At 68.2% G+C, this 22,988-nt stretch carries 19 protein-coding genes; 8 read left to right on the forward strand and 11 right to left on the reverse strand.

The window, feature by feature from the left end:
- The first annotated feature begins 17 nt into the window (after nucleotides 1-17).
- Both dut and DL990_RS10350 read left to right on the forward strand, forming a co-directional pair.
- On the forward strand, nucleotides 18-500 hold the full coding sequence (gene dut, locus DL990_RS10345; protein WP_007033571.1) for a dUTP diphosphatase: 483 nt from the start codon (nucleotides 18-20) through the stop codon (nucleotides 498-500).
- Nucleotides 500-1,150 (forward strand): DUF3710 domain-containing protein, encoded by a 651-nt coding sequence (locus DL990_RS10350; RefSeq protein WP_125780263.1) that lies wholly within the window; start codon nucleotides 500-502, stop codon nucleotides 1,148-1,150. Before dut ends, DL990_RS10350 begins: the two co-directional genes overlap by 1 nt.
- Nucleotides 1,151-1,396: 246 nt before the next feature.
- Here the strand turns inward: DL990_RS10350 and DL990_RS10355 are convergent, their stop codons facing one another.
- Entirely contained in the window at nucleotides 1,397-2,119 is a 723-nt protein-coding gene (locus DL990_RS10355) for an alpha/beta hydrolase (RefSeq protein WP_233620433.1), read from the reverse strand.
- Between the two features lie 103 nt (nucleotides 2,120-2,222).
- On the opposite strand from DL990_RS10355, the gene DL990_RS10360 reads away from it, so the two are divergent.
- Nucleotides 2,223-2,603: an OB-fold nucleic acid binding domain-containing protein gene (locus DL990_RS10360; protein WP_034316985.1), complete on the forward strand. Its 381-nt coding sequence runs from the start codon at nucleotides 2,223-2,225 to the stop codon at nucleotides 2,601-2,603.
- 9 nt (nucleotides 2,604-2,612) lie between these two features.
- Nucleotides 2,613-3,341, forward strand: coding sequence for a DUF3159 domain-containing protein (locus tag DL990_RS10365; protein ID WP_125780265.1), 729 nt, complete (start codon nucleotides 2,613-2,615; stop codon nucleotides 3,339-3,341).
- A gap of 101 nt (nucleotides 3,342-3,442) precedes the next feature.
- On the opposite strand, the gene DL990_RS10370 is transcribed toward DL990_RS10365, so the two are convergent.
- Nucleotides 3,443-4,099: a TrkA family potassium uptake protein gene (locus tag DL990_RS10370; RefSeq protein ID WP_125780267.1), complete on the reverse strand. Its 657-nt coding sequence runs from the start codon at nucleotides 4,097-4,099 to the stop codon at nucleotides 3,443-3,445.
- Entirely contained in the window at nucleotides 4,099-4,764 is a 666-nt protein-coding gene (locus DL990_RS10375) for a TrkA family potassium uptake protein (RefSeq protein WP_125793653.1), read from the reverse strand. Before DL990_RS10375 ends, DL990_RS10370 begins: the two co-directional genes overlap by 1 nt.
- Nucleotides 4,765-4,917: 153 nt before the next feature.
- Here DL990_RS10375 and DL990_RS10380 point away from each other — a divergent pair, with 153 nt between their 5' ends.
- The 3 genes from DL990_RS10380 to DL990_RS10390 all read left to right on the forward strand — a co-directional run bounded on the left by DL990_RS10380 (nucleotide 4,918) and on the right by DL990_RS10390 (nucleotide 8,712).
- Nucleotides 4,918-6,951 carry an APC family permease gene (locus tag DL990_RS10380; RefSeq protein WP_199746298.1) on the forward strand — a complete coding sequence of 678 codons (2,034 nt, stop codon included), beginning with the start codon at nucleotides 4,918-4,920 and terminating at the stop codon, nucleotides 6,949-6,951.
- Nucleotides 6,948-8,153: a class I SAM-dependent RNA methyltransferase gene (locus tag DL990_RS10385; RefSeq protein ID WP_125780273.1), complete on the forward strand. Its 1,206-nt coding sequence runs from the start codon at nucleotides 6,948-6,950 to the stop codon at nucleotides 8,151-8,153. Before DL990_RS10380 ends, DL990_RS10385 begins: the two co-directional genes overlap by 4 nt.
- 202 nt (nucleotides 8,154-8,355) lie before the next feature.
- Nucleotides 8,356-8,712, forward strand: a complete 357-nt coding sequence (locus tag DL990_RS10390; protein ID WP_125798545.1) for a hypothetical protein — start codon at nucleotides 8,356-8,358, stop codon at nucleotides 8,710-8,712.
- A 261-nt stretch (nucleotides 8,713-8,973) separates the two neighbouring features.
- Here the strand turns inward: DL990_RS10390 and DL990_RS10395 are convergent, their stop codons facing one another.
- Genes DL990_RS10395 through DL990_RS10405 form a run of 3 tightly spaced genes read right to left on the reverse strand, consistent with a single transcriptional unit; the run spans nucleotide 8,974 to nucleotide 13,537 of the window.
- On the reverse strand, nucleotides 8,974-10,527 hold the full coding sequence (locus tag DL990_RS10395) for a GMC family oxidoreductase (protein WP_125798546.1): 1,554 nt from the start codon (nucleotides 10,525-10,527) through the stop codon (nucleotides 8,974-8,976).
- Nucleotides 10,524-12,035, reverse strand: a complete 1,512-nt coding sequence (locus DL990_RS10400) for an APC family permease (protein ID WP_125780279.1) — start codon at nucleotides 12,033-12,035, stop codon at nucleotides 10,524-10,526. Before DL990_RS10400 ends, DL990_RS10395 begins: the two co-directional genes overlap by 4 nt.
- 17 nt (nucleotides 12,036-12,052) lie before the next feature.
- Nucleotides 12,053-13,537 carry an aldehyde dehydrogenase family protein gene (locus tag DL990_RS10405; protein ID WP_125798547.1) on the reverse strand — a complete coding sequence of 495 codons (1,485 nt, stop codon included), beginning with the start codon at nucleotides 13,535-13,537 and terminating at the stop codon, nucleotides 12,053-12,055.
- Between the two features lie 217 nt (nucleotides 13,538-13,754).
- On the opposite strand from DL990_RS10405, the gene dxs reads away from it, so the two are divergent.
- Nucleotides 13,755-15,659, forward strand: coding sequence for a 1-deoxy-D-xylulose-5-phosphate synthase (gene dxs, locus DL990_RS10410; RefSeq protein ID WP_125780283.1), 1,905 nt, complete (start codon nucleotides 13,755-13,757; stop codon nucleotides 15,657-15,659).
- A gap of 247 nt (nucleotides 15,660-15,906) precedes the next feature.
- Here dxs and DL990_RS10415 read toward each other — a convergent pair whose 3' ends face one another.
- The 5 genes from DL990_RS10415 to DL990_RS10435 all read right to left on the reverse strand — a co-directional run bounded on the left by DL990_RS10415 (nucleotide 15,907) and on the right by DL990_RS10435 (nucleotide 22,925).
- Nucleotides 15,907-17,361: a cytosine permease gene (locus tag DL990_RS10415; protein ID WP_125798548.1), complete on the reverse strand. Its 1,455-nt coding sequence runs from the start codon at nucleotides 17,359-17,361 to the stop codon at nucleotides 15,907-15,909.
- An 81-nt stretch (nucleotides 17,362-17,442) separates the two neighbouring features.
- On the reverse strand, nucleotides 17,443-18,849 hold the full coding sequence (locus DL990_RS10420) for an aminobutyraldehyde dehydrogenase (protein ID WP_125798549.1): 1,407 nt from the start codon (nucleotides 18,847-18,849) through the stop codon (nucleotides 17,443-17,445).
- Nucleotides 18,846-20,495, reverse strand: coding sequence for a thiamine pyrophosphate-binding protein (locus tag DL990_RS10425; protein WP_125798550.1), 1,650 nt, complete (start codon nucleotides 20,493-20,495; stop codon nucleotides 18,846-18,848). Before DL990_RS10425 ends, DL990_RS10420 begins: the two co-directional genes overlap by 4 nt.
- On the reverse strand, nucleotides 20,492-21,445 hold the full coding sequence (gene speB / locus DL990_RS10430; RefSeq protein WP_199746299.1) for an agmatinase: 954 nt from the start codon (nucleotides 21,443-21,445) through the stop codon (nucleotides 20,492-20,494). The genes DL990_RS10425 and speB overlap by 4 nt, the downstream gene beginning before the upstream one ends.
- Before the next feature lie 28 nt (nucleotides 21,446-21,473).
- Nucleotides 21,474-22,925 (reverse strand): sodium:solute symporter, encoded by a 1,452-nt coding sequence (locus DL990_RS10435; protein WP_125780291.1) that lies wholly within the window; start codon nucleotides 22,923-22,925, stop codon nucleotides 21,474-21,476.
- Nucleotides 22,926-22,988: the final 63 nt, after the last annotated feature.

Genomic DNA, 22,988 nt, shown 5'->3' on the forward strand with positions numbered 1-22,988 from the left:
GGGTAGTCTCGCCGCCCGTGTCCACCGTTCAGGTACTGCTTTCCCGGATCGATCCTTCGGTCCCACTCCCCGCCTACGCGCGCCCCGGCGACGCGGGCGCCGACCTCGTCACCACCTCGGATCTCGTGCTCGCGCCCGGCGAACGCGGCGTCGTCGGAACCGGCGTCGCGATCGCGCTGCCGCCCGGGTACGCGGGCTTCGTCCACCCGCGCTCGGGTCTCGCCGCCCGCGTCGGCCTCTCGGTCGTCAACACCCCGGGCACCATCGACTCCGGGTACCGCGGTGAGATCCGCGTCTGCCTGATCAACCATGATCTCTCCGAGAAGGTCGTGCTCACCCGCGGCGACCGGATCGCGCAGCTGGTCGTGCAACGGGTCGAACAGGCCGAATTCGTCGAGGTCGCCGAACTCGAGCCGTCCGAGCGCGGCGAGGGAGGGTATGGCTCCACGGGCGGACACGCCACACTGGGAGCCGGAGCCAGGGAAGGAACGGAGAACTAGTGGGGATTTTCGGACGCAAGCGCGAGGCCAAGCCGAGCGGACGGCACGCCGCGCCCGAGGTCGAAGACCGTCCCGGTGACGACAGCGCCGACGAGATCGAGCCGCAGCTGTCGGAGACTTCCGACGGCCCCTTCGACCTCGCCGACGCGCCCGAGGACGGCATCCCGAGGATCGACCTCGGTTCGGTGAAGGTGCCGGTACCCGACGGCTCCCAGGTCCAGGTCGAGATGGACCCGGAGAGCGGCGGCGTCCGCGCGGTGCACGTCGTCACCGAACAGGGCCAGATCACCGTGAGCGGCTACGCGGCGCCTCGGTCCGGCGGCCTGTGGAAGGACGTCAGCACCGAACTCACCGAGCAACTGCGCGCCGACGGCGCCAAGGTCTCGGTCGGCATGGGGGAATGGGGACTGGAGCTGTCCGCGATCGTCGGCGACGTCGCACTGCGGTTCGTCGGGGTCGACGGCCCCCGCTGGATGCTCCGCGGCGTCATCGCCGGCCCGCAGTCGCAGGCGTCCCAGGCGCCCGCGGTACTGCGCGAGATCGTGCGGCACACCATCGTCGACCGCGGCGACGCGCCGATGCCGGTCCGCACCCCGCTCACCATCACGCTGCCCGACGCCGTCGCGCAGCACATCGCCGAGCAGAGCTAGCCTTTTTATCGCGCGCTGACGTAAACGTGCCGAAGGGGCGCCGGGCCGCTTGCAACTCAGGTTGGGAGCGGAGGGCGCCCCTTCATCACGTTTCCGTGGGCCTTCGGCCCGAAAGAGGGCGCGCGACGGGTGAAGTCTCCGTCGGGCGCGGGGCGCCCTTTGGGAGACCGTTCGGTGCTGTCGCCCCGGGCCGGGAATTCTGGGCGGGGTGGGTTCGGTGAGCGTGTGGTGCCGTTAGTGGACTGCCTAGTGGTAGTGGTGGGTGGCGGCGGTTAGCCAGGCTTGGACGGTTGTGCGGCCCAGGGATTCCCGGTCGGCGCCGAGGGCGGTGAGGGTCGACTCTCCGACTTCGGCGCGCGGGAGGGCGTCCGCCCAGGCGTGCGCCACCGCCGCCGGGTGGATCGGGTCGTCCACGCACGCGCCGATCCCCGCGGGCACGTCGAGGCCTTTCAGGTCTTCGAGGGTCGGGGCCGCGTGGGACGCCGCCGTCCGCAGGCTCGCCGCGAGGCCGTCGCCATGTCGCCGCCACGCGCGGCCGAGTTCCGCCGAGAGCCAGCCGGGGACGCCGTCCGCCGATTTCGCCAGCGCGCCGTCGACCCCGTTTTCGGCCACCAGATCCGCTGACAGCCGCGCGGCGAGCGACGCGGGTGCTTGTCCGGCGGGGCCGTTCCAAGCCGGGAGCGCGGCCAGCAGGCCGGTGCAGCGGCCCGGATTGCGGGCCGCCCACTCCGCCGACAGATGCGCGCCGAACGAGATCCCGCCGACGAGCAGCGGACCGTGCTCGCCGGACAGCCTGTCCAGCTCCTCGAGATAGCCGTCCGCGAGACGGCCGCCCGCGGGCGGGGGCGGGGCGAGCAGCCGGATGCCGAGGGCCCGCAGCGGGCCGGAGAACACGCTGCGCACGAATACTTCGTCGGACCCGGTGCCGGGGAGTACTACTGCCGTCGTAGGCGGAATAGCGGAGGTCACGTTGCAATCTTCTCCTGAACCCGTTGTCCTGGTCCGAGCACAGTTACGCTGGAATACGCACGGGCCGTTCAAGTCGGGGGCCCCGGAGCACAGGAGCACCGTTATGTCCGCCAAAGACGGCGGCTACTTCAGCCGGCTGGTCCGCAAGCTGACCAGCGACGTCGAGGATCTCGACGCCGACGACCTGTCCGAAAAATCCGAGGCCGGCGGAGCGCAGCGCGCCTGCGACTGCCGGTCGGGTCAAGAGGTGACGGTGCTCGGGAGACTCCGCAGCGTGGAGCTCTGCCCGACCAACGAGGCCGCGACGCTGCAGGCCGAGCTGTTCGACGGCACACAGGGTGTGACGCTAATCTGGCTCGGACGCCGCCGGATCCCCGGAATCGAACCCGGGCGAACCATCAAGGTGCGCGGCCGGATGGCCGAACGTGATGGTCAGAAGGTGCTGTACAACCCCTATTACGAACTTCAGAGCCCTGTGAGTTGATCCCGCATCGTGAGTGAACCCGCCGGCGGCGAGCAGAAGACCGACGACAAGAAGCCCCAGCCCACCCTGTTGGAACAGATGGGCGGGCTGTCAGGACTGTTCTATTCCTCGCTGCCGGTCATCGTGTTCGTGATCGCGAACGCCATCTTCGGGCTCACGGTGGGCATCTGGGCCGCGGTGGGCAGCGCGGTGGCGATCACCGTGCTGCGGATCGTGCGCAAGGAGCCGCTCCAGCCCGCCATCTCCGGATTCTTCGGGGTGGCGATCGCGGCGTTCATCGCCTACCGGACCGGATCGGCCAAGGGCTTCTTCCTGTTCGGCATTTGGACGAGCCTGGTCTACTGCGGCGTCTTCGTGCTGTCGATCGTCGTCCGCTGGCCGCTCGCCGGGGTGGTGTGGAACGCGCTCAACGGCACCGGCCACGCCTGGCGCAAGGACAAGAAGTCCCTGGTCGCCTATTCGATCGCGACCGGCGCCATGGCGCTGATCTTCGGCGCCCGGTTCGTCGTGCAGCGCTGGCTGTACGACGAGGACTACACCGGCTGGCTGGCCTTCGCCAAGATCGCGATGGGATACCCGCTGTACGCGCTGGGCCTGCTCACCGTCGTGTGGGCGGTGCGGCGGTCGGACAAACACCTCAAGGCGCAGGCCGAAGAGGCCCCGAAGGAAGAGACCGACGCCGAGGTCGAGGCTCGCCTGCGCGAGAAGTACGCGCAGGCGCCCGGGGTGGAAAGCTAGCCCCGCCCGTCAAGCCCCGGCTGGAATGAAGGGGCCTTTCATCGCAAATTTTGCAATGAAAGGCCCCTTCATTGCACGGGTCGGGGACGTGAAAGGGCCGTTCAGTAACCCAGCGCGGTCCGTATCTCCGGCTCCACGTCCGAGGTCGCCACGAACAGCAGCTCGTCACCCGGCTCGAGCGGATCCTCCGGCTGCGGCACGATCACCCGGTCTCCGCGCAGGATCGTCACCAGCGCCGCGTCACGCGGCAGGTTGAGCTCGCTGACCGCCTTGCCCGCCAGCGGCGTCTCCTCCGGGAGGGTGAGTTCGACGAGGTTCGCCTGGCTCTGCCGGAACGTCATCAGCCGCACCAGATCGCCGACGCTCACCGCCTCCTCGACCATCGCCGCGAGCATCCGCGGGGTCGACACGGCGACATCGACCCCCCAGGCGTCGTTGAAGAGCCATTCGTTGGCCGGGTTGTTCACCCGCGCCACCACCCGGCGCACCGCGAACTCGGTCTTCGCCAGCAGCGACACCACCAGGTTCGCCTTGTCGTCGCCGGTCGCGGCGATCACGACGTCGCACTCCTCGATCCCGGACTCCTCCAGGATCGACACCTCGCACGCGTCGCCCAGCACCCAGTCCGCCTGCTCCACGGTGTGCGGCTCGAACTGGTCGGCCTCACGTTCGATGAGCATCACCTGGTGCCGCCCGTCGATCAGCTCCGCGGCGATCGACCGGCCCACCGCGCCGGCCCCGGCAATCGCGACCCGCATCAGTTCTCCTCTTCCGGTTCGCGAGCGGCGACGGTGGTCACGTCGCTGACAGTGCCCGATTTCGCGGCGACGTACACGACGTCGTCGGCCTGGATCACGGCCTTGGTGTCGGGCAGCACGGCGGTGCCGAACCGCATCATGAACGCGACCCGGGCGCCGGTGGTGTCCTGCAGTTCACGCACGCTGCGCCCGATCCATCCCTCGTGCAACGGGAGCTGCAGGAGCGCGACGCTGCCGGACGGGTCTCGCCATTCGGAGGCGACGCCGTCGGGAAGCAGGGTGCGCAGGAACCGGTCGGTCGTCCACGGCACGGTCGCCACGGTCGGGATGCCGAGCCGCTCGTAGACCGCCGCGCGCTTGTGGTCGTAGATCCTGGCGACGACCTTGTCGATGCCGAAGTTCTCCCTGGCCACGCGCGCCGAGATGATGTTGGAGTTGTCGCCGCTGGACACCGCCGCGAAGGCCCCCGCGCGTTCGATCCCGGCCTCGATCAGCACCTGCCGGTCGAAGCCGACGCCGACCACCTGCTGACCGTGGAAATCACTGCCGAGCCGCCGGAACGCCTGCCTGCTCTTGTCGATGACAGCGACCTCGTGCCCCAGCCGCTCCAGCGCCGCGGCCAGGGATGCGCCGACCCGGCCGCATCCCATGATCACCACGTGCACGCACTGCCTCCTTAGTCAGCGAACGTTTCACCCGTCCGCAGGTACCCAGACACACCAGCGCCGAACCTACCGTGAGGGCCGCCCGTTACCTCCACCATCCTCCCCTCCACCACCCTCAACGGAGACGCTGCGCGCCGCCGTTACTCTTCTGTGGTGTCGAAGTTCCCGACCGTATTGAAGCGGCTCGTCCTCGGACGTCCATTCCGGAGTGACCGCCTCTCGCATACGCTCCTGCCGAAGCGCATCGCGCTGCCGATTTTCGCGTCCGATGCGTTGTCGAGCGTCGCCTACGCGCCTGAGGAAATCTTTCTGACCCTCAGCGTCGCGGGCCTGTCCGCGTACGCCTTCGCGCCGTGGATCGGCGTCGCCGTCGCCCTCGTCATGCTGGTCGTGGTCGCCTCCTACCGGCAGAACGTGCACGCCTATCCCAGCGGCGGCGGTGACTACGAAGTCGCCAATACCAACCTCGGCGGCAAATTCGGGCTCACCGTCGCGAGCGCCCTGCTGGTGGACTACGTGCTCACCGTGGCGGTTTCGACGTCGTCCGGGGTGGCGAACATCGGTTCCGCCATTCCGTGGGTGGCGCAGCACAAGGTGATCGCCGCGGTCGTCATCGTGGTCGTGCTGACCGCGCTGAACCTGCGCGGAGTGCGCGAATCGGGCAAAACGTTCGCGATCCCGGTCTACGGTTTCATCATCGGCATCCTCGGCATGGTGATCTGGGGCCTGATCGAGGCGGCCTCCGGCGCCGACATGCGGGCCGAGAGCGCGGATTTCCAATTGCACGAAGAAGCCTCTTTGACCGGTTTCGCCTTCTTCTTCCTGCTGCTGCGGACGTTCTCCTCCGGTGCGGCGGCGCTGACCGGGGTCGAGGCGATCAGCAACGGTGTCCCTGCGTTCCAGAAGCCGAAATCGAAGAACGCGGCGACCACCCTCCTGCTGATGGGAGTGCTCGCGGTGACGATGCTGGTCGGCATCATCACGCTGGCGATCATCACCGACGTCAAATTCGCCGAGCACCCGGAAACGCAGCTCACCGGCACTCCGGCGGGCTACGAGCAGAAGACGATCGTCGCGCAGATCGCGCAGGCGGTGTTCTCCGACTTCACGCCCGCGTTCTACTACATCTCCTTCGCCACCGGCATCATCCTGCTGCTGGCCGCGAACACCGCGTTCAACGGCTTCCCGGTGCTCGGCTCGATCCTCGCCCAGGACCGCTATCTGCCGCGCCAGCTGCACACCAGGGGCGACAGGCTGGCCTTCTCCAACGGCATCCTGTTCCTTTCGGCGTTCGCGCTGGTGCTGATCATCGCCTTCGACGCCGAGGTCACGAAGCTCATCCAGCTCTACATCGTGGGTGTGTTCGTCTCGTTCACGATCAGCCAAGCGGGCATGCTCCGGCACTGGAACCGGTTGCTGGCCAGGGAGACCGATCCGACGGTGCGGCGGCGGATGCGGCGATCGCAGACGGTCAACGCGATCGGTCTCACCATGACCGGCACCGTGCTGATCATCGTGCTGGTCACGAAGTTCCTGCTCGGCGCCTGGATCGCGATCGCGGCCATGGTGGCGATCTACATCCTGATGACCGCGATCCGGAAGCATTACGACCGGGTCGCGGAGGAATTGCGCGAGATGGACCGCAAGCCGACCGTATTGCCTTCGCGCAACCACGCGATCGTGCTGATTTCGAAACTGCACCTGCCGACCCTGCGCGCGCTGTCCTACGCCAAGGCCGTGCGGCCGGACGTCCTCGAAGCGGTCACGGTGAACGTCGACGACGTCGAGACGCGCAAACTCGTCCAGGAATGGGACGACCACAATTTCAAGGTGCCGCTGAAGGTGATCGAATCGCCGTACCGCGAGATCACGAAACCCGTGCTGGACTACGTGAAGCGCGTCCGCGGCGACAATCCGCGCAACGTGGTGACCGTGTTCATCCCCGAATACGTGGTCGGGCACTGGTGGGAGCAGGTGCTGCACAACCAGAGCGCGCTGCGCCTCAAGGGGCGACTCCTGTTCCAGCCCGGTGTCATGGTGACGAGCGTGCCGTGGCAGCTCGAATCGTCGGAAAAGGCGATCAAACGCGACCGGAAGGCGCGGCCGGCGGCAGGCGACGTGCGGCGTGGATTCTCCCCCGTGGTCAAGCAGACCGAAAAAACGAAGGACGAGGAAAAATCAGAATGAGTGTGGACGCGTCGACCGGCACCTGGCTCGGACGAACGATCGAGCTGGAGGTCGGCGCGGTCGCCCACGGCGGGCACTGCGTCGCGCGGGCGGAAGGGCGGGTCGTGTTCGTGCGGCACGCGCTGCCCGGCGAGCGGGTCCTCGCCTCGGTCACCGACGACAAGGGCGGGTCGTTCTGCCGTGCCGACGCGATCGAGGTCCTGGAGGCATCCCCGGAACGGGTGGAGCCGCCGTGCCCGCTCGCGGCGCCGGGGGAGTGCGGTGGTTGCGACTGGCAGCACGCCGCTCCCGGTTATCAGCGTGAACTCAAGGCCGCGGTCGTCGCGGAACAGCTGAAGCGGCTGGCCGGGATCGAGCGCGACGTCGTCGTCGAAGCGCTCGACGGTGGCCCGCTGGACTGGCGCAGCCGCGTCCGGCTCGTCGCGGGCAAGGACGGCAAGGCGGGTTTCCGGGCGCACCACAGTCACCGCGTGATCGCCATCGACGACTGCCCGATCACCGTCCCCGGCGCGCTCGACGACGTCGTGTCGCGGAACTGGCGCCCCGGCAGTGAAATCGAGGTCACCAAGGACGGCGCGGGGCACGTGCACGTCCGCGACCTGTCAACGGTCCACGGGAAGACCAAGTCACGGCAGCTGGCGGGCGGTCTCGCCGTCCAGCGCGCCGCCGGCCGCGACTGGCGCCTCGACGCCCACGGCTTCTGGCAGGTCCACCCGGCCGCTGCCGACACGCTCGCCGCCGTCGTCGCGGAATGGGCCGAGGCGCCGCGCGACGGCGTGGCCTGGGACTTGTACGCCGGCGTCGGCCTCTTCGCGTCGGTGCTCGCCGAGCAGGTCGGCCCTGGTGGCCGCGTGCTCGCCATCGAATCCGGCCGTCGTGCCGTCGCCGACGGCGAGGAGAACCTGGCCGACCTCCCGCAGGTCCGCTGGCGCTCCGGCCGCGTCGAGCACCTGCTGGCCGATGCCCCGAAACCGGTCGACGTCGTCGTCCTCGACCCGCCGCGCAAGGGTGCGGGCAAGGCCGTCGTCGAGTCCATTGTGGAAGGCTCACCCGACAGGATCGTCTACGTGGCGTGCGACCCGGCCGCCTTGGCCCGCGACATCGCGCTGTTCGCGGGGCACGGATACGGGCTGGTGGACCTGCGTGCTTTCGACGCTTTCCCGATGACGCACCACGTCGAATGCGTTGCGTTGCTGCAATAACGGCTTATCGGTAATCCGTCGGAATGGATTGGTCTCGTTCGGCTTGTCCTGGCGTCGAAGTGCTCGCTAACTTGAGTTCCATTCGACGCGAACGGAATTCCGAATCATGGATTATCTTACTTCGGTATGTGGTGATTGTGACGGTAAAGGCTGTGCCGGCTGCGACGGGCACGGCACGATCACCATCGTGGAGGACTGACAAATGGAACCGTCAGTTCTTCCTCCCGGTGTCACCGCACAGGAGATCAGTTACCGCAACGGCCGGAAACAAGTCATCTACACGGCGCCATATCCATCAGAGGGGCCGGTGCTCGCGCGGGATCTGCTGGGCAGGAAGGCATGGATGTTCGTGTACGCGCATTTCGTCTTCACCTGGGTGGAGGGCGCGGTACAGGTGCAGGTCGCTCACGGAACGCTGAGCGGGCCGAATATGCCGTTGTGGAAAGGAGTCAGCATTTCGGCGTACTGGTCGGGTCCGGCGCTGGCGGAATTCGGGCAGGCGTGGGCGCTACAGCAGATGACCGGAAATCGGGGCACCCCGGCCGTCGTCTCTATTTGAGGCTTCGGTTCCCGCTTGTCATAAGTACACCCAGGCTCAGCGTTTCAGTGTGAAAGTGAAGTCCCCGGAAATCTTTCCGCGCAACCGTGCCGCCGAAACCCTCGGCGATCAGCCGGTGCTCACAGGGTGTACAACGGCAGGCCCTCGGGCTCGACGACGTGGTCCGGCAGCACGTTAATAGCCCGAGAGCGGCCGCTCCACCGGTTTTCCGGGCAAAGCGAAGGCCCCCTCCAGCCGGAGGGGGCCTCACTCAAGCGAGCCCTAGGAGCGCGCGTCCTCCTTCAGCATGTCCGCGCACTTCTCACCGATCGCCATCGTCGTGATGCACGGGTTGACCGCGACCAGGAACGGCATCGCCGAACCGTCCGCGACGCGCAGGCCTTCGACACCTCGCACCCGCAGCCGCGCGTCCAGTACGGCCAGCGGATCCCCGTCGCCGCCCATTTTCGCGGTGCACGAGGGGTGGTAGACCGTGTTGTGCGTCTTGCGCAGGTAGTCGGCGATCTCGTCGTCGGTCCTGACGTCCTTGCCGGGCGCCAGTTCCGTGCCCGCCCATTCGTCCAGTGCGGGCTGTTCGGCGATCTTGCGCGCCAGTTTGATGCCGTAGGTCATCACGCGTATGTCGTGCTCGTCGGTGAAGTAGCGCGGGTCCACCTTCGGCTTGTCCCGATAGTCCCGGCTGCGCAGCCGCACGGTGCCGGTCGACCGTGACCGGGTGACGTTCGGGGTCAGGCAGAAGCCGTTCTCCGTGGTGGGATAGCCCTGCCGGAGGGTGTTCATGTCGAACGGCACCGAGCCGTAGTGGAACATCAGGTCCGGCCGGTCGAGCCCTTCCTCGGTGGTGGTGAAGATGCCGATCTCCCACCATTGCGTGGACTCGGTCGTCATCGGCTGCAGGGCATCCCACTGGATGACGCCTTCGGGGTGATCCTGCAGGTTCTCGCCGACGCCGGGGGAGTCGACCAAGACGTCGACACCGACCTCGCGCAGATGCTCGGCGGGGCCGATTCCCGACAGCATCAGGAGTTTCGGGGTGTCGATCGCGCCGGAGGACAGGATGACCTCGCGCCTCGCGCGCAGCGGGACACCGTGGATCAGGTCGTCGGCCAGGTATTCCGCGCCGGTGCAGCGTTTGCCGTCGAACAGCAGCCGCCGGACGCGGGCGCCGGTGATGATCTCCAGGTTCGGCCGCTTGCCGATGATCGGGTGCAGATACGACACGGAGGCTGACGAGCGGGTGCCGTCCTCGCGCGCGTTGATCTGGAACCAGTTCGCCCCGTGCGTCACGGTCTTGCCCGAGTTGAACTCGGTCCTCGGGATGCCCGCCTGCTCGCAGGCCTGAAGCAGCGCGACGCCGGTCGGGTCGTTCGGCGGCACCGAGCGGATCGTCACCGGGCCGGAGCGGCCGTGGTGGTCACCGGGGCCGTCGTTGGTCTCGAGACGCTTGTAGAGCGGGAAAACATCCTTCGAAGACCAGCCGGACAGGCCGAGCGACGCCCATTCGTCGAGGTCTTCCGCCGGCGCCCAGAACGCGATGCACGAGTTGTGCGACGAACAGCCGCCGAGCACCCGCGCGCGGGCGTGGCGCAGGAAGGAGTTGCCGGACTCCTGCGGTTCGACCAGGTAGTCCCAGTCGTAGCCGGATTCCAGCAGTGCCATCCACTTCGTCAGTTCCAGCACCGCCGGATCGTCCACATCGGACGGTCCGGCCTCCAGGAGCGCCACGGTGACGTCCGGGTCTTCCGAGAGTCTCGCCGCGACCACCGAACCCGCCGTCCCGCCGCCGACGACGATGTAGTCGAACTCTCCGGTCACTGTGCTGCCTCCTCGGGAAGTGCTTCCGCGGCGTGATCGGCCAGGACGCCGCTCTTGTGCCGCAGGACGAACCAGTAATACGCGAAACCGACGACGGCCACCGCGCCGACGAACAGCACGGCCCCCCATTCGAGGTACCAGTGATACGGCTCGGTCGCGTTGTAGACCTCTCGCCGCGGCCAGGCCAGGTTCACCACGATCGCGCCGCCCCACAGCACGCCGAGGATGTTGACCGGCAGCCCCAGTTTGCCGAGCGAGAAGTACTTGGTGCCCGCTACCTTCGGCGGCGGCCATTGCCCGCGCAGGCGTTTGACCAGCATCGGCACGGTGACCAGCAGGTACGCCAGGTAGATCATGATGATGCCGATACTGGTGATCACCGTGAAGATCTGCGGCTGGCCGACGTTGACCACCAGGATCAGCACCGCGATCACCCCGGAGACGATCGCGGGGATCACGGGCGTCTTCGTCTTCGGCGACACCCGCGCCAGATGCTTCCCGGCGGGCAGGTTGTTGTCGCGGCCCATCGCGAACATCATCCGGATCGCCGCCGACTGCACGGCCAGGTTGCACACGGTGATCGCGATGACGACCGCCAGCAGGAAGATCGTGCCGATCGTGCTGCCGAGGACGTCGAGCACGATGAACTGGAGCCCGCCGGTCGCGATCTGCGGGTTGTTGATGTCGCCGACGGCCATCAGCGCCAGGATGAGGATCAGCCCGCCGATGACGAACGACGCGATCAGCGCGCGCAGGATCGCCTTGGGCGCGTTCTTGCGCGGGTCGTGGGATTCCTCGCCGAGCGAGCTGGCGGTGTCGAAGCCGTACATGACGTAGGTCGACGCGAGCGAGGCGACCAGGAACGCCCCGAAGTACCCCCACGGCTGGTCGGCGCCGGTGTTGTTGGTCTGCATGACGACCTCGGGGCCGCGCGTGATGTTCACCGCGAGCGCGACGATCAGCAGGACCGCGGCGATCAGCTCGATGAACACCCCGGCGCTGTTGATCCGCGCCATCAGTTTGACGCCCCAGGCGTTCACCAGCGTGGTGAACAGGATCAGGACGGTGCCGAGGATGACCGCGTTCACCGCGCTGTCGCCGGAGAAGGAGAAGAACGACGAGATCTGCGGGAGCGTGATCTGATACGCCAGCGCGACCGCGGCGATGCTGACGATCGAGGCGGTCAGCATCATCCACCCGGCCAGCCAGGCGACGTGCGGGCTGCCGAGCCGTTTCGACCAGTTGTAGATCGAGCCGGCGACCGGATAGTGGGCGGCCAGTTCGGCGAACGACAACGCCACCATCAGCTGGCCGACGAACACCATCGGCCACGACCACCAGTACGCCGGCCCGCCGAAGCTGAAGCCGAAGTAGAACAGCTGGAAGGTCCCCGTCAGGATCGAGATGTAGCTGATCCCGGCGGCGAAGGTGTGGAAATTGCCGAGCGTTCTTTCGAGTTCCTGTTTGTAGCCGAAACCGGCGAGGCCGTCGTCGGAAGGATTGCTCATCGGCAATTTTCCCCTCTTTAGTTGGACGCGGGCTCCCCGGAGAACCAGCGCTGTGGAGCGGGCCGGAGGTTCTGGTAGATGTGCTTCGCCTCCGTGTATTCGGCGAGTCCGGTCGGGCCGAGTTCGCGCCCGAAACCGGATTGCTTGTAGCCGCCCCATTCCGCCTGCGGCAGATACGGGTGGAAGTCGTTGATCCAGATCGTGCCGTGCCGAAGCCGGTTCGCGACCCGCTGCGCGCGGGAGGCGTCCGAAGTGAACACCGCCCCCGCGAGGCCGTAGTGCGTGTCGTTGGCGATGCGGACGGCGTCGTCCTCGTCGGTGAAGGTCTCGACGGTGAGCACCGGGCCGAACGATTCGTCGACGACGGCGCTGCTGCCCTGCTTCACGTTGTCGAGGATGGTCGGCAGGTAGTAGTGCCCCTTCGCGAGCTCGCGATCGTCGGGTCGTTTGCCGCCGGTGCGCAGGACGGCGCCCTCTTCCAGCGCCGCGGCGACGTAGCGCTCGATCTTTTCCAAATGGGCGGCCGAAATCAGCGGACCGGTTTCAGCCTTCGGGTCGAAAGGTCCACCCAGTCGGATCAGTTCGGCGCGGCGGACGAGTTCGTCGACGAACTCCTCATGCCACTCCTCCTGGACGATCAGCCGCGCGCCCGCCGAGCAGACCTGCCCGGAGTGCAGGAACACCGCGGTCAGCGCGTAGTCGACGGCGGTGTCGAAGTCCGAGTCGGCGAAGACGACGTTCGGGTTCTTCCCGCCCAGTTCCAGCGCGACCTTCTTGATGGTCGCGGCGGCCGAGGCGGCGATGATCTTGCCGGTCGCGAGGCCGCCGGTGAACGAGACGAGATCGACATCCGGATGCTCCGAAAGGGGCGCCCCGGCCTGCGCGACGGCCCCGAGCACCAGGTTCGCGACGCCGCCGGGCAGCCCGGCCTCGGTCAGCAGCTTCATCAGCATGATCGAGGTGTGCGGGGTCAGTTCGCTGGGTTTGAGGACGAACGTGTTGCCCGCCGCGAGCGCGGGGGCGACCTTCCAGATGGTCTGCAGGAGCGGGTAGTTCCACGGCGTGATCAGCCCGCAGACGCCGACCGGCTCGTGCACGATCCGGCTGAACGCGTCCGGGTTGCCGGTGTCGACCACGCGGCCGGCGTCGTTGGCGGCGAGTTTGCCGAAGTAGCGCAGGCACGCGGCGATGTCGGCCATGTCGTATTCGCTCTCGACCAGCCGTTTCCCGGTGTCGAGCGATTCGGCGCGGGCGAAGGCCGATGCGTCGCGATCGAGCAGGTCCGCGGCCTTCAACAGCAGGTCACCGCGCTGGGGAGCGGGCGTTCCCGGCCACGGGCCGGTGTCGAACGCCTTCCTCGCGGCGGCGATGGCCGCTTCGGTGTCTTCACGGGTGCCTTCGGCGACTTCCGCGACCAGCGACCCGTCCGCGGGGCAGCGGATCTCCCGGCGACCACCGCCGACCGCGTCGACCCACTCGCCACCGATGAAAAAGTCCGCCATCAAGCCCTCCGCAACCGGCTCCTGCTCAACCGTCGATCAGCGATTATCGCGGCCACCCGACGTGACCGCTACTTGGCAAAAGAGACCATGTTCACACTGTCGGGTGTCGAGTGGTGATTTTCTGACATGTGACCCGTGACGCGGCGGACGGAAGACTCTCAGGGACCCTCCGTAGACTGGTCGGAACGGCGGAAGAGGAATCAGGCGAGGTGGGAGAGTGACGTTGCTCGAGTCCGTGCACGGACCGGCCGACTTGAAGCGGATGACCCCGGAGCAGCTCGACGAGCTGGCCGCGGAGATCCGGGACTTCCTCGTCGAAAAGGTGCGGCTCGCCGGTGGTCACCTCGGCCCGAACCTGGGTGTGGTCGAGCTGACGATGGCGCTGCACCGGGTCTTCGACTCGCCGAACGACGCCATCGTGTGGGACGTCGGTCACCAGGCGTATGTGCACAAGATCGTCACCGGCCGTCATGACGGCTTCGGCAAGCTGCGCCAGCTCGGCGGCCTCACCGGCTACCCGGCGCGCTGCGAGAGCGAGCACGACCTCGTCGAGAACAGCCACGCGTCGACCGCGCTGTCCTATGTGGACGGTCTGGCGAAGGCGTTCGAGCTGGGCGGGGGCGGCAGGCACGCGATCGCCGTCGTCGGCGACGGCGCGCTGACCGGTGGCATGTGCTGGGAGGCGCTCAACAACATCGCCGCGAACCCGCGCCGCCCGGTCGTCATCGTCATCAACGACAACGGCCGTTCGTACTCGCCGACCATCGGCGGCGTGGCGGACCACCTCGCGTCGCTGCGGCTCAAGCCGGGCTACGAACGCGTGCTGGACCGCGGCAAGGACCTGCTGCGGCACACGCCCATCGTCGGCAAGCCGATCTACGCGGCGCTGCACGCGGCCAAGGCGGGGCTCAAGGACGCGCTGAGCCCGCAGATGATGTTCTCCGACCTCGGCCTCAAGTACCTCGGCCCGGTGGACGGGCACGACCTGGCCGCGCTGGAGAAGGCGTTCCAGAGCGCGCGCGACTTCGGCGGCGCGGTCATCGTGCACGTGGTCACCGAGAAGGGCCACGGCTACGAGCCCGCGGTGACCAACCAGGCCGACCAGATGCACCAGACCGACCCGATCGACCCGGAAACCGGCCTGCCGCCGGTCAAGGGCCCGAGCTGGACCGGCGTCTTCGCCGACGAGCTGGTGAAGATCGGCGCCGACCGCGAGGACGTCGTCGCGATCACCGCGGCCATGCTGCGCTCGACCGGGCTGCACAAGTTCGCCGAGGCGTATCCGGATCGTTGGTACGACGTCGGCATCGCCGAGCAGCACGCGGTGACTTCGGCCGCCGGGCTCGCGATGGGCGGCAAGCACCCCGTCGTCGCGGTCTACTCGACCTTCCTGAACCGGGCGTTCGACCAGGTCCTGATGGATGTCGCACTGCACCGCCAGCCGGTGACGCTGGTGCTGGACCGGGCCGGTATCACCGGACCGGACGGGCCGAGTCACCACGGCATGTGGGACCTCTCGCTGCTCGGCATGGTGCCGGGTATGCGGGTCGCCGCGCCGCGCGACGCCGGCACGTTGCGCGAGGAACTGCGGGAGGCCGTCGCGGTCGAGGACGGTCCGACGGCCCTGCGGTTCTCCAAGGGCGGCGTGGTCGACTCCGTGCCCGCCGTCGAACGCGTCGGCACCGTGGACGTCCTGCGCAAACCCGACGGCGACGCCGACGTCCTGCTGGTCGCCGTGGGCGCGTTCGCGATGCTCGGGCTCGCCGCCGCGGACCGGCTGGCCGACCAGGGCATCGGCGTGACCGTGGTGGACCCGCGGTGGGTCGTCCCGGCGCCCGCCGAACTGGTGGCGCTGGCGGAGCAGCACAAGCTGGTCGTGAGCGTCGAGGACAGCGGACGGCACGGCGGTTTCGGCTCCGCGCTGGCCGCGCTCTTCCGCGACGCCGAATGCGACGTGCCGCTGCGCGATCTCGCGGTGCCGCAGGTGTTCCACGACCACGGTTCGCGCGAAGAGGTGCTGGCCCGGGTCGGGCTCACCGCGCAGGACGTCGCGCGGCGGGTCACCGAATGGTCCGCGAACCTGGCGAGCCGGACGCCGGCGCCGGAGGACACGCACCGCTGACAAACGCTATGAAAGGCCCCTTCATTGCAAATTTTGCAATGAAGGGGCCTTTCATAGCACGCGCGATGCTCTTCGTCGGCGTCCTGAGCGGCGGAACGCGGTGGGTCTCGTGAGTGTTTCGGGTCGCTAGAGCCAACCACCTAGGCGTGGCCTGCGGCTTTGCTCATGTACTGGGGAAGTGTGAAGGGCGGGTTTCCTCGGCTGAGCCGAGGCAAGGGGTCCTTCACGGAACACGAGCGGCGGTGCCCTAAGCCTCCTGGGCGATCGCGACCGCCGGAGTGGCGACAGGCTCCGAGTACGCGTAGACCTCCCGCGGCTCGGGGAAAAGCTTCACCAGCACGGGATACGCGATCGCCGCCGTGCACAGCGTCACCACCATGCTGACGTCGACGCCGCCCGCGATGTCCTTGAACGGTCCGGCGATCATCGGGGTGTTGGCGGTCAGCAGGCCCAGCGTCGTCGCCGGGATCCACGCGGCCATCGCACGCCAGTTCACGCCTCGGGTGAACCAGTAGCGGCCGCCCTTGCGGCCCTGGTTGAACACCTGGAGGTCATCCGGGTCGTAGAACCCGCGCCGCAGCACGAAGCCGATCATCATGATCACCATCCACGGCGAGGTGCACAGCACGATCAGCGTGGCGAAGGCGTTGATGCTCGAGACCATGTCGAGCACGAAATTGCCGACGAAGATGAACACGACACTGAGTGAGCCGATCAGCAGCGTCGCCTGCACCCGGCTCAGCTTCACGAAGATCGAGCTGAAGTCCAGCCCGGTCCCGTAGAGCGACGTCGTGCCGGTGGACAGCCCGCCGATCAGCGCGACCACGATCAGCGGGATCGCGTACCAGAGCGGGGAGATCGCGGTCAGGCCGGTGATGTAGTCGGCCGGATCGGCGACCAGTGTCGCGGTGGCGATGCCGAACCCGAACGGCAGCAGCGTCGCCACCTGCGCCAGGAACGGTGCGGCCAGCAGGGAACGGCGGCTGTGGCGTGCGGGGATGTAGCGCGTCCAGTCGCCGAGGAAGGCCCCGAACGAGATCGGGTTAGCCATCGTGGTGAGCGCGGCCAGGATCCAGGTCGGCGAGAAGTCCCCGAGGGCGTAGACGCCGGTGCCGGCGAACCCGGGGTCGAACGTGCCGCCGTAGGCCACGATCCCGAGCAGCATGATCGCCGTGCCCAGTACGACGGCGACCCGGTTCACCAGCAGCATGAACCGGTAGCCGTAGATGCACACCACCAGCGTCGCGATCGCGATGACGCCGTACGCGATGCCGCGGAGCACCTCGCCGCCGTCGAAGCCGAAGAGCCGTTGGGCGGCACCGGCGACGGCGTCGCCGCTCACCCAGACCGAGATGGCGAAGAACGTGATCGCCGTCAGCAGGGAGAGGAAGGAACCGACACAGCGGCCGACGACGCCGAAATGCGCGCCGGAGGAGACGGCGTTGTTGGTCCGGGTGAGCGGGCCGAACAACGACATCGGCGAGAGCACGAGCGCGCCGACGACGACGCCCGCGACGGTGGCGGCCACCGCGGCCCAGAAGCTCAGGCCGAAGGCGATCGGGAGTGTCCCGAGGATGATGGTGGCGAAGGTGTTCGCGCCGCCGAACGCCATCCGGAACAGGTCGCGGGGGCGCGACGTCTGTTCCTCCGGGGGGATCGGTGCGATGCCGTGCTGCTCGACTTCGGTGACCTTGTCACCCATGGGGACCTCCAAGTACGCAATTCGGCACCTGCTTGCGATCGTTGGCGTCGCGAACTACCGCGACCAGGTGCCGAATCGCGGTCAGGCGAAGCGGGTCATGACGTGCTTGACGCGGGTGTACTCGGCGAAGGAGTAGGACGAGAGGTCCTTCCCGTGGCCCGAGTGCCCGAAGCCGCCATGGGGCATTTCCGAGACCAGCGGCCCGTGGGTGTTGACCCAGACGCAGCCGAAGTCGAGTTCACCCGAAACGCGGGTCGCGCGTGCCAGGTCGTTGGTCCAGATCGACGACGCCAGCCCGTACGGGACGCCGTTGGCCAGGCGCACCGCTTCGTCCTCGTCCACAAAGGACTGGACGGTGATCACCGGGCCGAAGATCTCCTCCTGAACGATCTCGTCGTCCTGCTTCAAACCCGAGACCACGGTGGGGGAGAAGAAGAAACCGCGGTCACCGGCCGGGACGCCGCCGGTCTCCACGCGGGCGTGCGACGGCAATCGCTCGACGAGACCGCGCACCCGGCCGAACTGCGCCTCGCTGTTGAGCGGACCGAAGTCCCGGCCGGGGGCCTGCGCGGCGGCGGCCTTGGTGAGTTCCGCGACGAACTCGTCGTGGATCGCCGCGTCCACCAGCACCCGGCTGCCCGCGGTGCAGTCCTGACCGGCGTTGTAGAACGCCGCGCCGACGATGCCCTCTGCCGCCTCGGTGAGGTTCACGTCACCGAATACCAGCAGCGGCGCGTTCCCGCCGAGTTCCAGGTGCGTGCGTTTGAGGTCGGCGGCCGCGACGGTGGCGACGTCGATGCCCGCGCGAGTCGACCCGGTGATCGAGACCAACTCGGTGATCGGGTGCTTCACCAGCGCGCGGCCGGTGTCACGGTCGCCGCACAGCACGTTGAACGCACCCTGCGGCAGGAACTCCGCCGCGACCTCTGCCAGCAGTACGGCGGTCGACGGCGTGGTCTCGGCGGGCTTCAACACGACGGTGTTCCCGGCGGCCAGCGCCGGGGCGATCTTCCAGACGCCCATCATCAGCGGGTAGTTCCACGGCGCGATCTGCGCGCAGACGCCGACCGGTTCACGCCGGATCGCCGAAGAATGTCCCGGCAGGTATTCCCCGGACGCGGTGCCTTCGAGTTGCCGTGCGGCACCGGCGAAGAACCGCAGCGCGCTGACGCACTCCGGGATCTCCTCGTTCAGCACGACGGACCGGATCTTGCCGGTCTCACGGATCTCCAGTTCGGCGAATTCCTCCGCGCGTGCCTCGACCGCGTCGGCGATCTTCAGCAGGGCGAGCTGACGCTGGGCGGGAGTGCTCTTGCGCCACACCTTGAACGCCCGCTCGGCGGCGGCCAGCGCGGCGTCCACATCGGACTGCTCGGACAGGACGCTGGTGCCGAAGACCTCGCCGGTGGCGGGGTCCACCAGGTCGAGTGTCCGCGAGCCCGACGCCGGTACCTCGGCGCCGTCGACGAAATTGAGGACCTGAGTCATTTCTTCTCCAGGTGGGTCGGCTCGAACATCTTCAGCAGGGCGGGGAGGACGACCACGGACGGCCCTGGCGTGCCCAGCGCGTCGGCGAGGTCCTTCCCGATGCTGTCCAAAGAGGACACCGTCGCGCTGACGCCGAAAGAGCGCGCCAGCGCGGCGAAATCCGGCCGTGCTAGTTCGGTGGCGGTGGACTGGCCGAAGGCGCCGGTCAGGTATTCGCGCAGGATGCCGTAGCCGCCGTCGTCGATGACCAGCCACGTGACGTCCAGTTCGTGCTGGACCGCGGTTGCCAGTTCCGCGATCCCGTACATCGCGCCGCCGTCGCCGGACACCGCGAGCACCGGTCCGCCGGTGGCGACAGCACCGCCGAGCGCGCCGGGAAAGCCGTAGCCGAGCCCGCCGGCGCCCTGCGCGGTGTGGATCGGCGCGCCATCGGGATTCCACGCAGACCAGGCCCAGTAGGCCGCGATCGTCATGTCCCAGAACGTCTGCGTGCCCTCGGGCAGCGCCGCGCGGATGTCTTCGATCAGCTTGCGCTCGACCTCCAGAGGCTGGGCGTCGAGGCGTTCGCGCACCTTGGCCAGCAGATCCGCCACCGCGGCTTCGGCGGCACCGTCGGACCGGCGGAACGGCACCTGCTCCAGAAGTCCTTGCAGGACAAGGCGGACGTCGGCGTGGATACCCAGCGCCGGGTAGTTCGACTCCAGCTTCCCGAGATCGGCCTCGACCTGGATCATCCGGCCGCGCGGGGCGAACTCGCGGTAGTTGCTGGACAGTTCGCCGAGCCCGGAACCGAGGACGAGCAGCACATCCGCGGCCGAGAGGAACTCGGTGCTGTGCCAGTCTTCGACCCACGACTGCCCGGAAAGCTCGTGGTCCCAGCCGAAGACACCCTTGCCGCCGAACGTCGACACCACCGGCGCGCGCAGTGCCTCCGCGAGCGCCTTCAATTCCGCCCGTGCACCCGAGCGCAGTGCGCCACCACCGGCCAGGATCACCGGATTCTTCGCCGTGCCAAGGAGATCCGCGGCCTCGGTGACGAGCTCCGGCAACGGCGCGAGCGGAGCGGGCTGCGCGGTCACCGAAGTGATCCGCGGCAGCTCCGTCGGTGCCAGCAGGATGTCCTGCGGGATCTCGACCCACACCGGGCCGTACGGCGCGGTCGCCGCCGATTCCCAGGCCTCGCACAGCGCCGTCGGGATCTGGCTGACGGTGCGCACCACGTGCACCGACTTCACGACGTCTCGGAAACTGGCCTGCTGATCGGGCAGTTCGTGCAGGTACCCGTGCCGTCCGCCGCCGAGCCCGGCGACCGGGATCTGGCTGGAGATGCCGAGCACCGGTACCGAAGCCGCCCGGGATTCCTGCAGTGAGGCCAAAGTCAGCAGCGCGCCGGGTCCGGTCGACACGATCATCGGGGTCACCGGGACCGGGCCTTCGGGGTCCGTCGCGAGCCGGGCACGGGCGTGCCCGTCGGCCGCGAACGCCAGGTTGTTCTCCACCCGCGAGCTGATCACGCGCAGGTCGTCCGTGCGCCGCAGTGCTTCGAACACGCCGAGCGCGTGCTGGCCAGGCAGGCCGAACACGGTGTCGGCGCCGAGCGCGCGGAGGGTCTCGACGACGACGTCGCCGCCTATCCGTTGTGTCATTCGCTCTTTCCCAGGCTGAGCAGGCTCACCAGGTCGTAGGCGACGTGGGAGGCCGCGATGGCGGTGATCTCGGCGTGATCGTAAGCCGGGGCGAGCTCCACCACATCCGCGCCGACGAGGTTGCAGTCCCGCAGCCCGCGCAGGATCTCCAGCAGTTCACGGCTGGTCATGCCACCCGCTTCGGGGGTGCCGGTGCCCGGCGCGTGCGCGGGGTCGAGCACGTCGATGTCGACGGAGATGTAGAGCGGACGGCCGCCGATGCGCTGGCGCAGCGCGTCGACGGTCTCGGCGACCCCGCGGCGCATGACGTCGCCGGAGGTGACGATGCCGAATCCGAGGCGGCGGTCCTCTTCCAGATCCCGCTTGCCGTACAGCGGGCCGCGCGTGCCGACGTGGGACAGCGCTTCGGTGTCGAGGATGCCTTCCTCGGACGCCCGCCGGAACGGGGTGCCGTGGGTGTACGGCTCGCCGAAGTAGGTGTCCCAGGTGTCGAGGTGCGCGTCGAAATGCAGCAGCGCCACCGGTCCGTGCTTCTTCGCCGCCGCCCGCAGCAGCGGCAGCGCGATCGTGTGGTCGCCGCCGACGGTCACCAGCCGCGTCCCGTTCGCGGTCAGCGCCTCGGCCGCGTCCTGCAGGGTCTCGATCGCCTCGCCGATGTTGAACGGGTTGAGCGCGATGTCGCCGGCGTCGACCACCTGTGTTTCGGCGAACGGCGAGACGTCGAGTTCCGGGTGATACGGGCGAAGGAGCCTGCTGGCCTCACGGAGCGCGGCGGGGCCGAACCGCGCGCCGGGGCGGTAGGACACCCCGGCGTCGAACGGCACGCCGACGACGGCGACATCGGCACGCTCGACCTGATCGATCCGCGGCAGCCTCGCGAAGGTCGCGAAACCGGCGAACCGGGGCACCTTGGACGAGTCGACGGGGCCGATCGGGCTCTGCTCAGGCACTGTGTCTCCTTCTTGGGGTGTAAGGGTTTCAGGACTTCGAAGCGGCGAGTTTCGCCTCTTCTTCTTCGGCGACCGCGCTGCCGTTCAGACGGCGGGTCCACACGGTGAGGATCTCGTCGGAGGTACGCGGGGTGAGGAAGCTGACCAGCAGGTACACCGCCAGACTGGAGCCGAGACCCCAGTAGATCGGGCTGTTGGCCTCGACGCCGTCGACGAACATGAACGCGATGACCACGACGGTACCGACGACCATCGACGCGAGCGCGCCCTGACGAGTGCCGCGTTTCCAGGCCAGCCCGCCGATGATCGCGACGAGCAGCCCGCCGACGAGGATGTCGTAGGCGATGGTCAGCGCGTTGACGACGTCGTCCACGACCATCGCGATGCCGATCGCGACGATGCCGAGGATCAGGGTGGTGACGCGGTTCCTGGTGACCTCGTTGACGGCCTTCTTGAGACCCAGCTTGGAAAGCAGATCCGAAGTGCTGACCGTGGAGCAGGCGATGAGCGCGCCGCTGGCGGTCGACATCATCGCCGACAACGCCGCCGCGAGCACGAGACCGCGGATCCCGGCGGGCAGTTGCTGCTCGACGATGGTCGCGAACGCGTCCTGCGCGCTGGCGAGGTTCGGGTACAGCGTCTTGGCCGCGGTGCCGATCAGCGCGCCGGCGAGGCCGTAGACCAGGCAGTAGACACCGGAGATGACGCCGCCACCGGTGGCGATGCCCGGCGTCCTCGCGGTGAACACGCGCTGCCAGATGTCCTGGCCGATCAGCAGGCCGAAGCTGTAGATGAGGAAGTAGGTGAGGATCGTGTCGCCGCCGATGGCGGTGAGTTCGAAGTAGCTCTCGTCCAGCCGCGCGGCCATCCCGTCGAAGCCGCCCGCCGAGACGATCGAGACCGGCAACAGGATGAAGAGGATGCCGATGGTCTTGATGACGAACTGGACGATGTCGGTCAGCGTGATCGACCACATGCCGCCGAGCACCGAGTAGAGCACCACGATCGACCCGCCGATGGCGATCCCGGCCCAGCTCGGCACGTTGAACAGGACCTTGAAGATGGTGGCGAAGGCCAGCGTCGAAGTGACGGTCAGCATCAGCGTGTACGCCCACATGACGACGCCGGAGATGGCGCTCGTGGAGCCGCCGTAGCGCAGGTCGAGCATCTCTCCGACGGTGTAGACGCGCAGCTTCACCAGCCGCCGCGCGAACAGCGTGTGCAGGACCAGGATGCCGACGCCGATCGCGATCACGAGCCAGGCGCCGGAGATGCCGTAGGTGTAGCCGAGTTTCACGCCGCCGACCGTCGAAGCGCCGCCGAGGACGACCGCGGACATCGTGCCCGAGTACATGAACCAGCCGAGGCGGCGGCCCGCGACCAGGTAGTCGGATTTGGTCTTGGCCAGCCGCAGGCCGAACCAGCCGACCCCGATCATGCCCGCTATGTAGAGCGCGATCACCGCGTAGTCACCGGCCACGGTGTCCTCCTTGCCTTGGGCGGTTCGCTTCGTTCGGGCCACCGTAGGTTCGTTCGCTCCTTG

The sequence above is a fragment of the Amycolatopsis sp. WAC 01416 genome (genome assembly GCF_003947485.1).
GTDB lineage: Bacteria > Actinomycetota > Actinomycetes > Mycobacteriales > Pseudonocardiaceae > Amycolatopsis.

Coding starts and splice junctions, on each gene's coding strand:
- DL990_RS10415 (WP_125798548.1), bottom strand. CDS start 17,361: ATGGGTGACAAGGTCACCGAAGTCGAGCAGCACGGCATCGCACCGATC.
- DL990_RS10405 (WP_125798547.1), bottom strand. CDS start 13,537: ATGGCGGACTTTTTCATCGGTGGCGAGTGGGTCGACGCGGTCGGCGGT.
- DL990_RS10360 (WP_034316985.1), top strand. CDS start 2,223: ATGTCCGCCAAAGACGGCGGCTACTTCAGCCGGCTGGTCCGCAAGCTG.
- DL990_RS10370 (WP_125780267.1), bottom strand. CDS start 4,099: ATGCGGGTCGCGATTGCCGGGGCCGGCGCGGTGGGCCGGTCGATCGCC.
- DL990_RS10385 (WP_125780273.1), top strand. CDS start 6,948: ATGAGTGTGGACGCGTCGACCGGCACCTGGCTCGGACGAACGATCGAG.
- DL990_RS10400 (WP_125780279.1), bottom strand. CDS start 12,035: ATGAGCAATCCTTCCGACGACGGCCTCGCCGGTTTCGGCTACAAACAG.
- DL990_RS10425 (WP_125798550.1), bottom strand. CDS start 20,495: ATGACACAACGGATAGGCGGCGACGTCGTCGTCGAGACCCTCCGCGCG.
- DL990_RS10390 (WP_125798545.1), top strand. CDS start 8,356: ATGGAACCGTCAGTTCTTCCTCCCGGTGTCACCGCACAGGAGATCAGT.
- DL990_RS10420 (WP_125798549.1), bottom strand. CDS start 18,849: ATGACTCAGGTCCTCAATTTCGTCGACGGCGCCGAGGTACCGGCGTCG.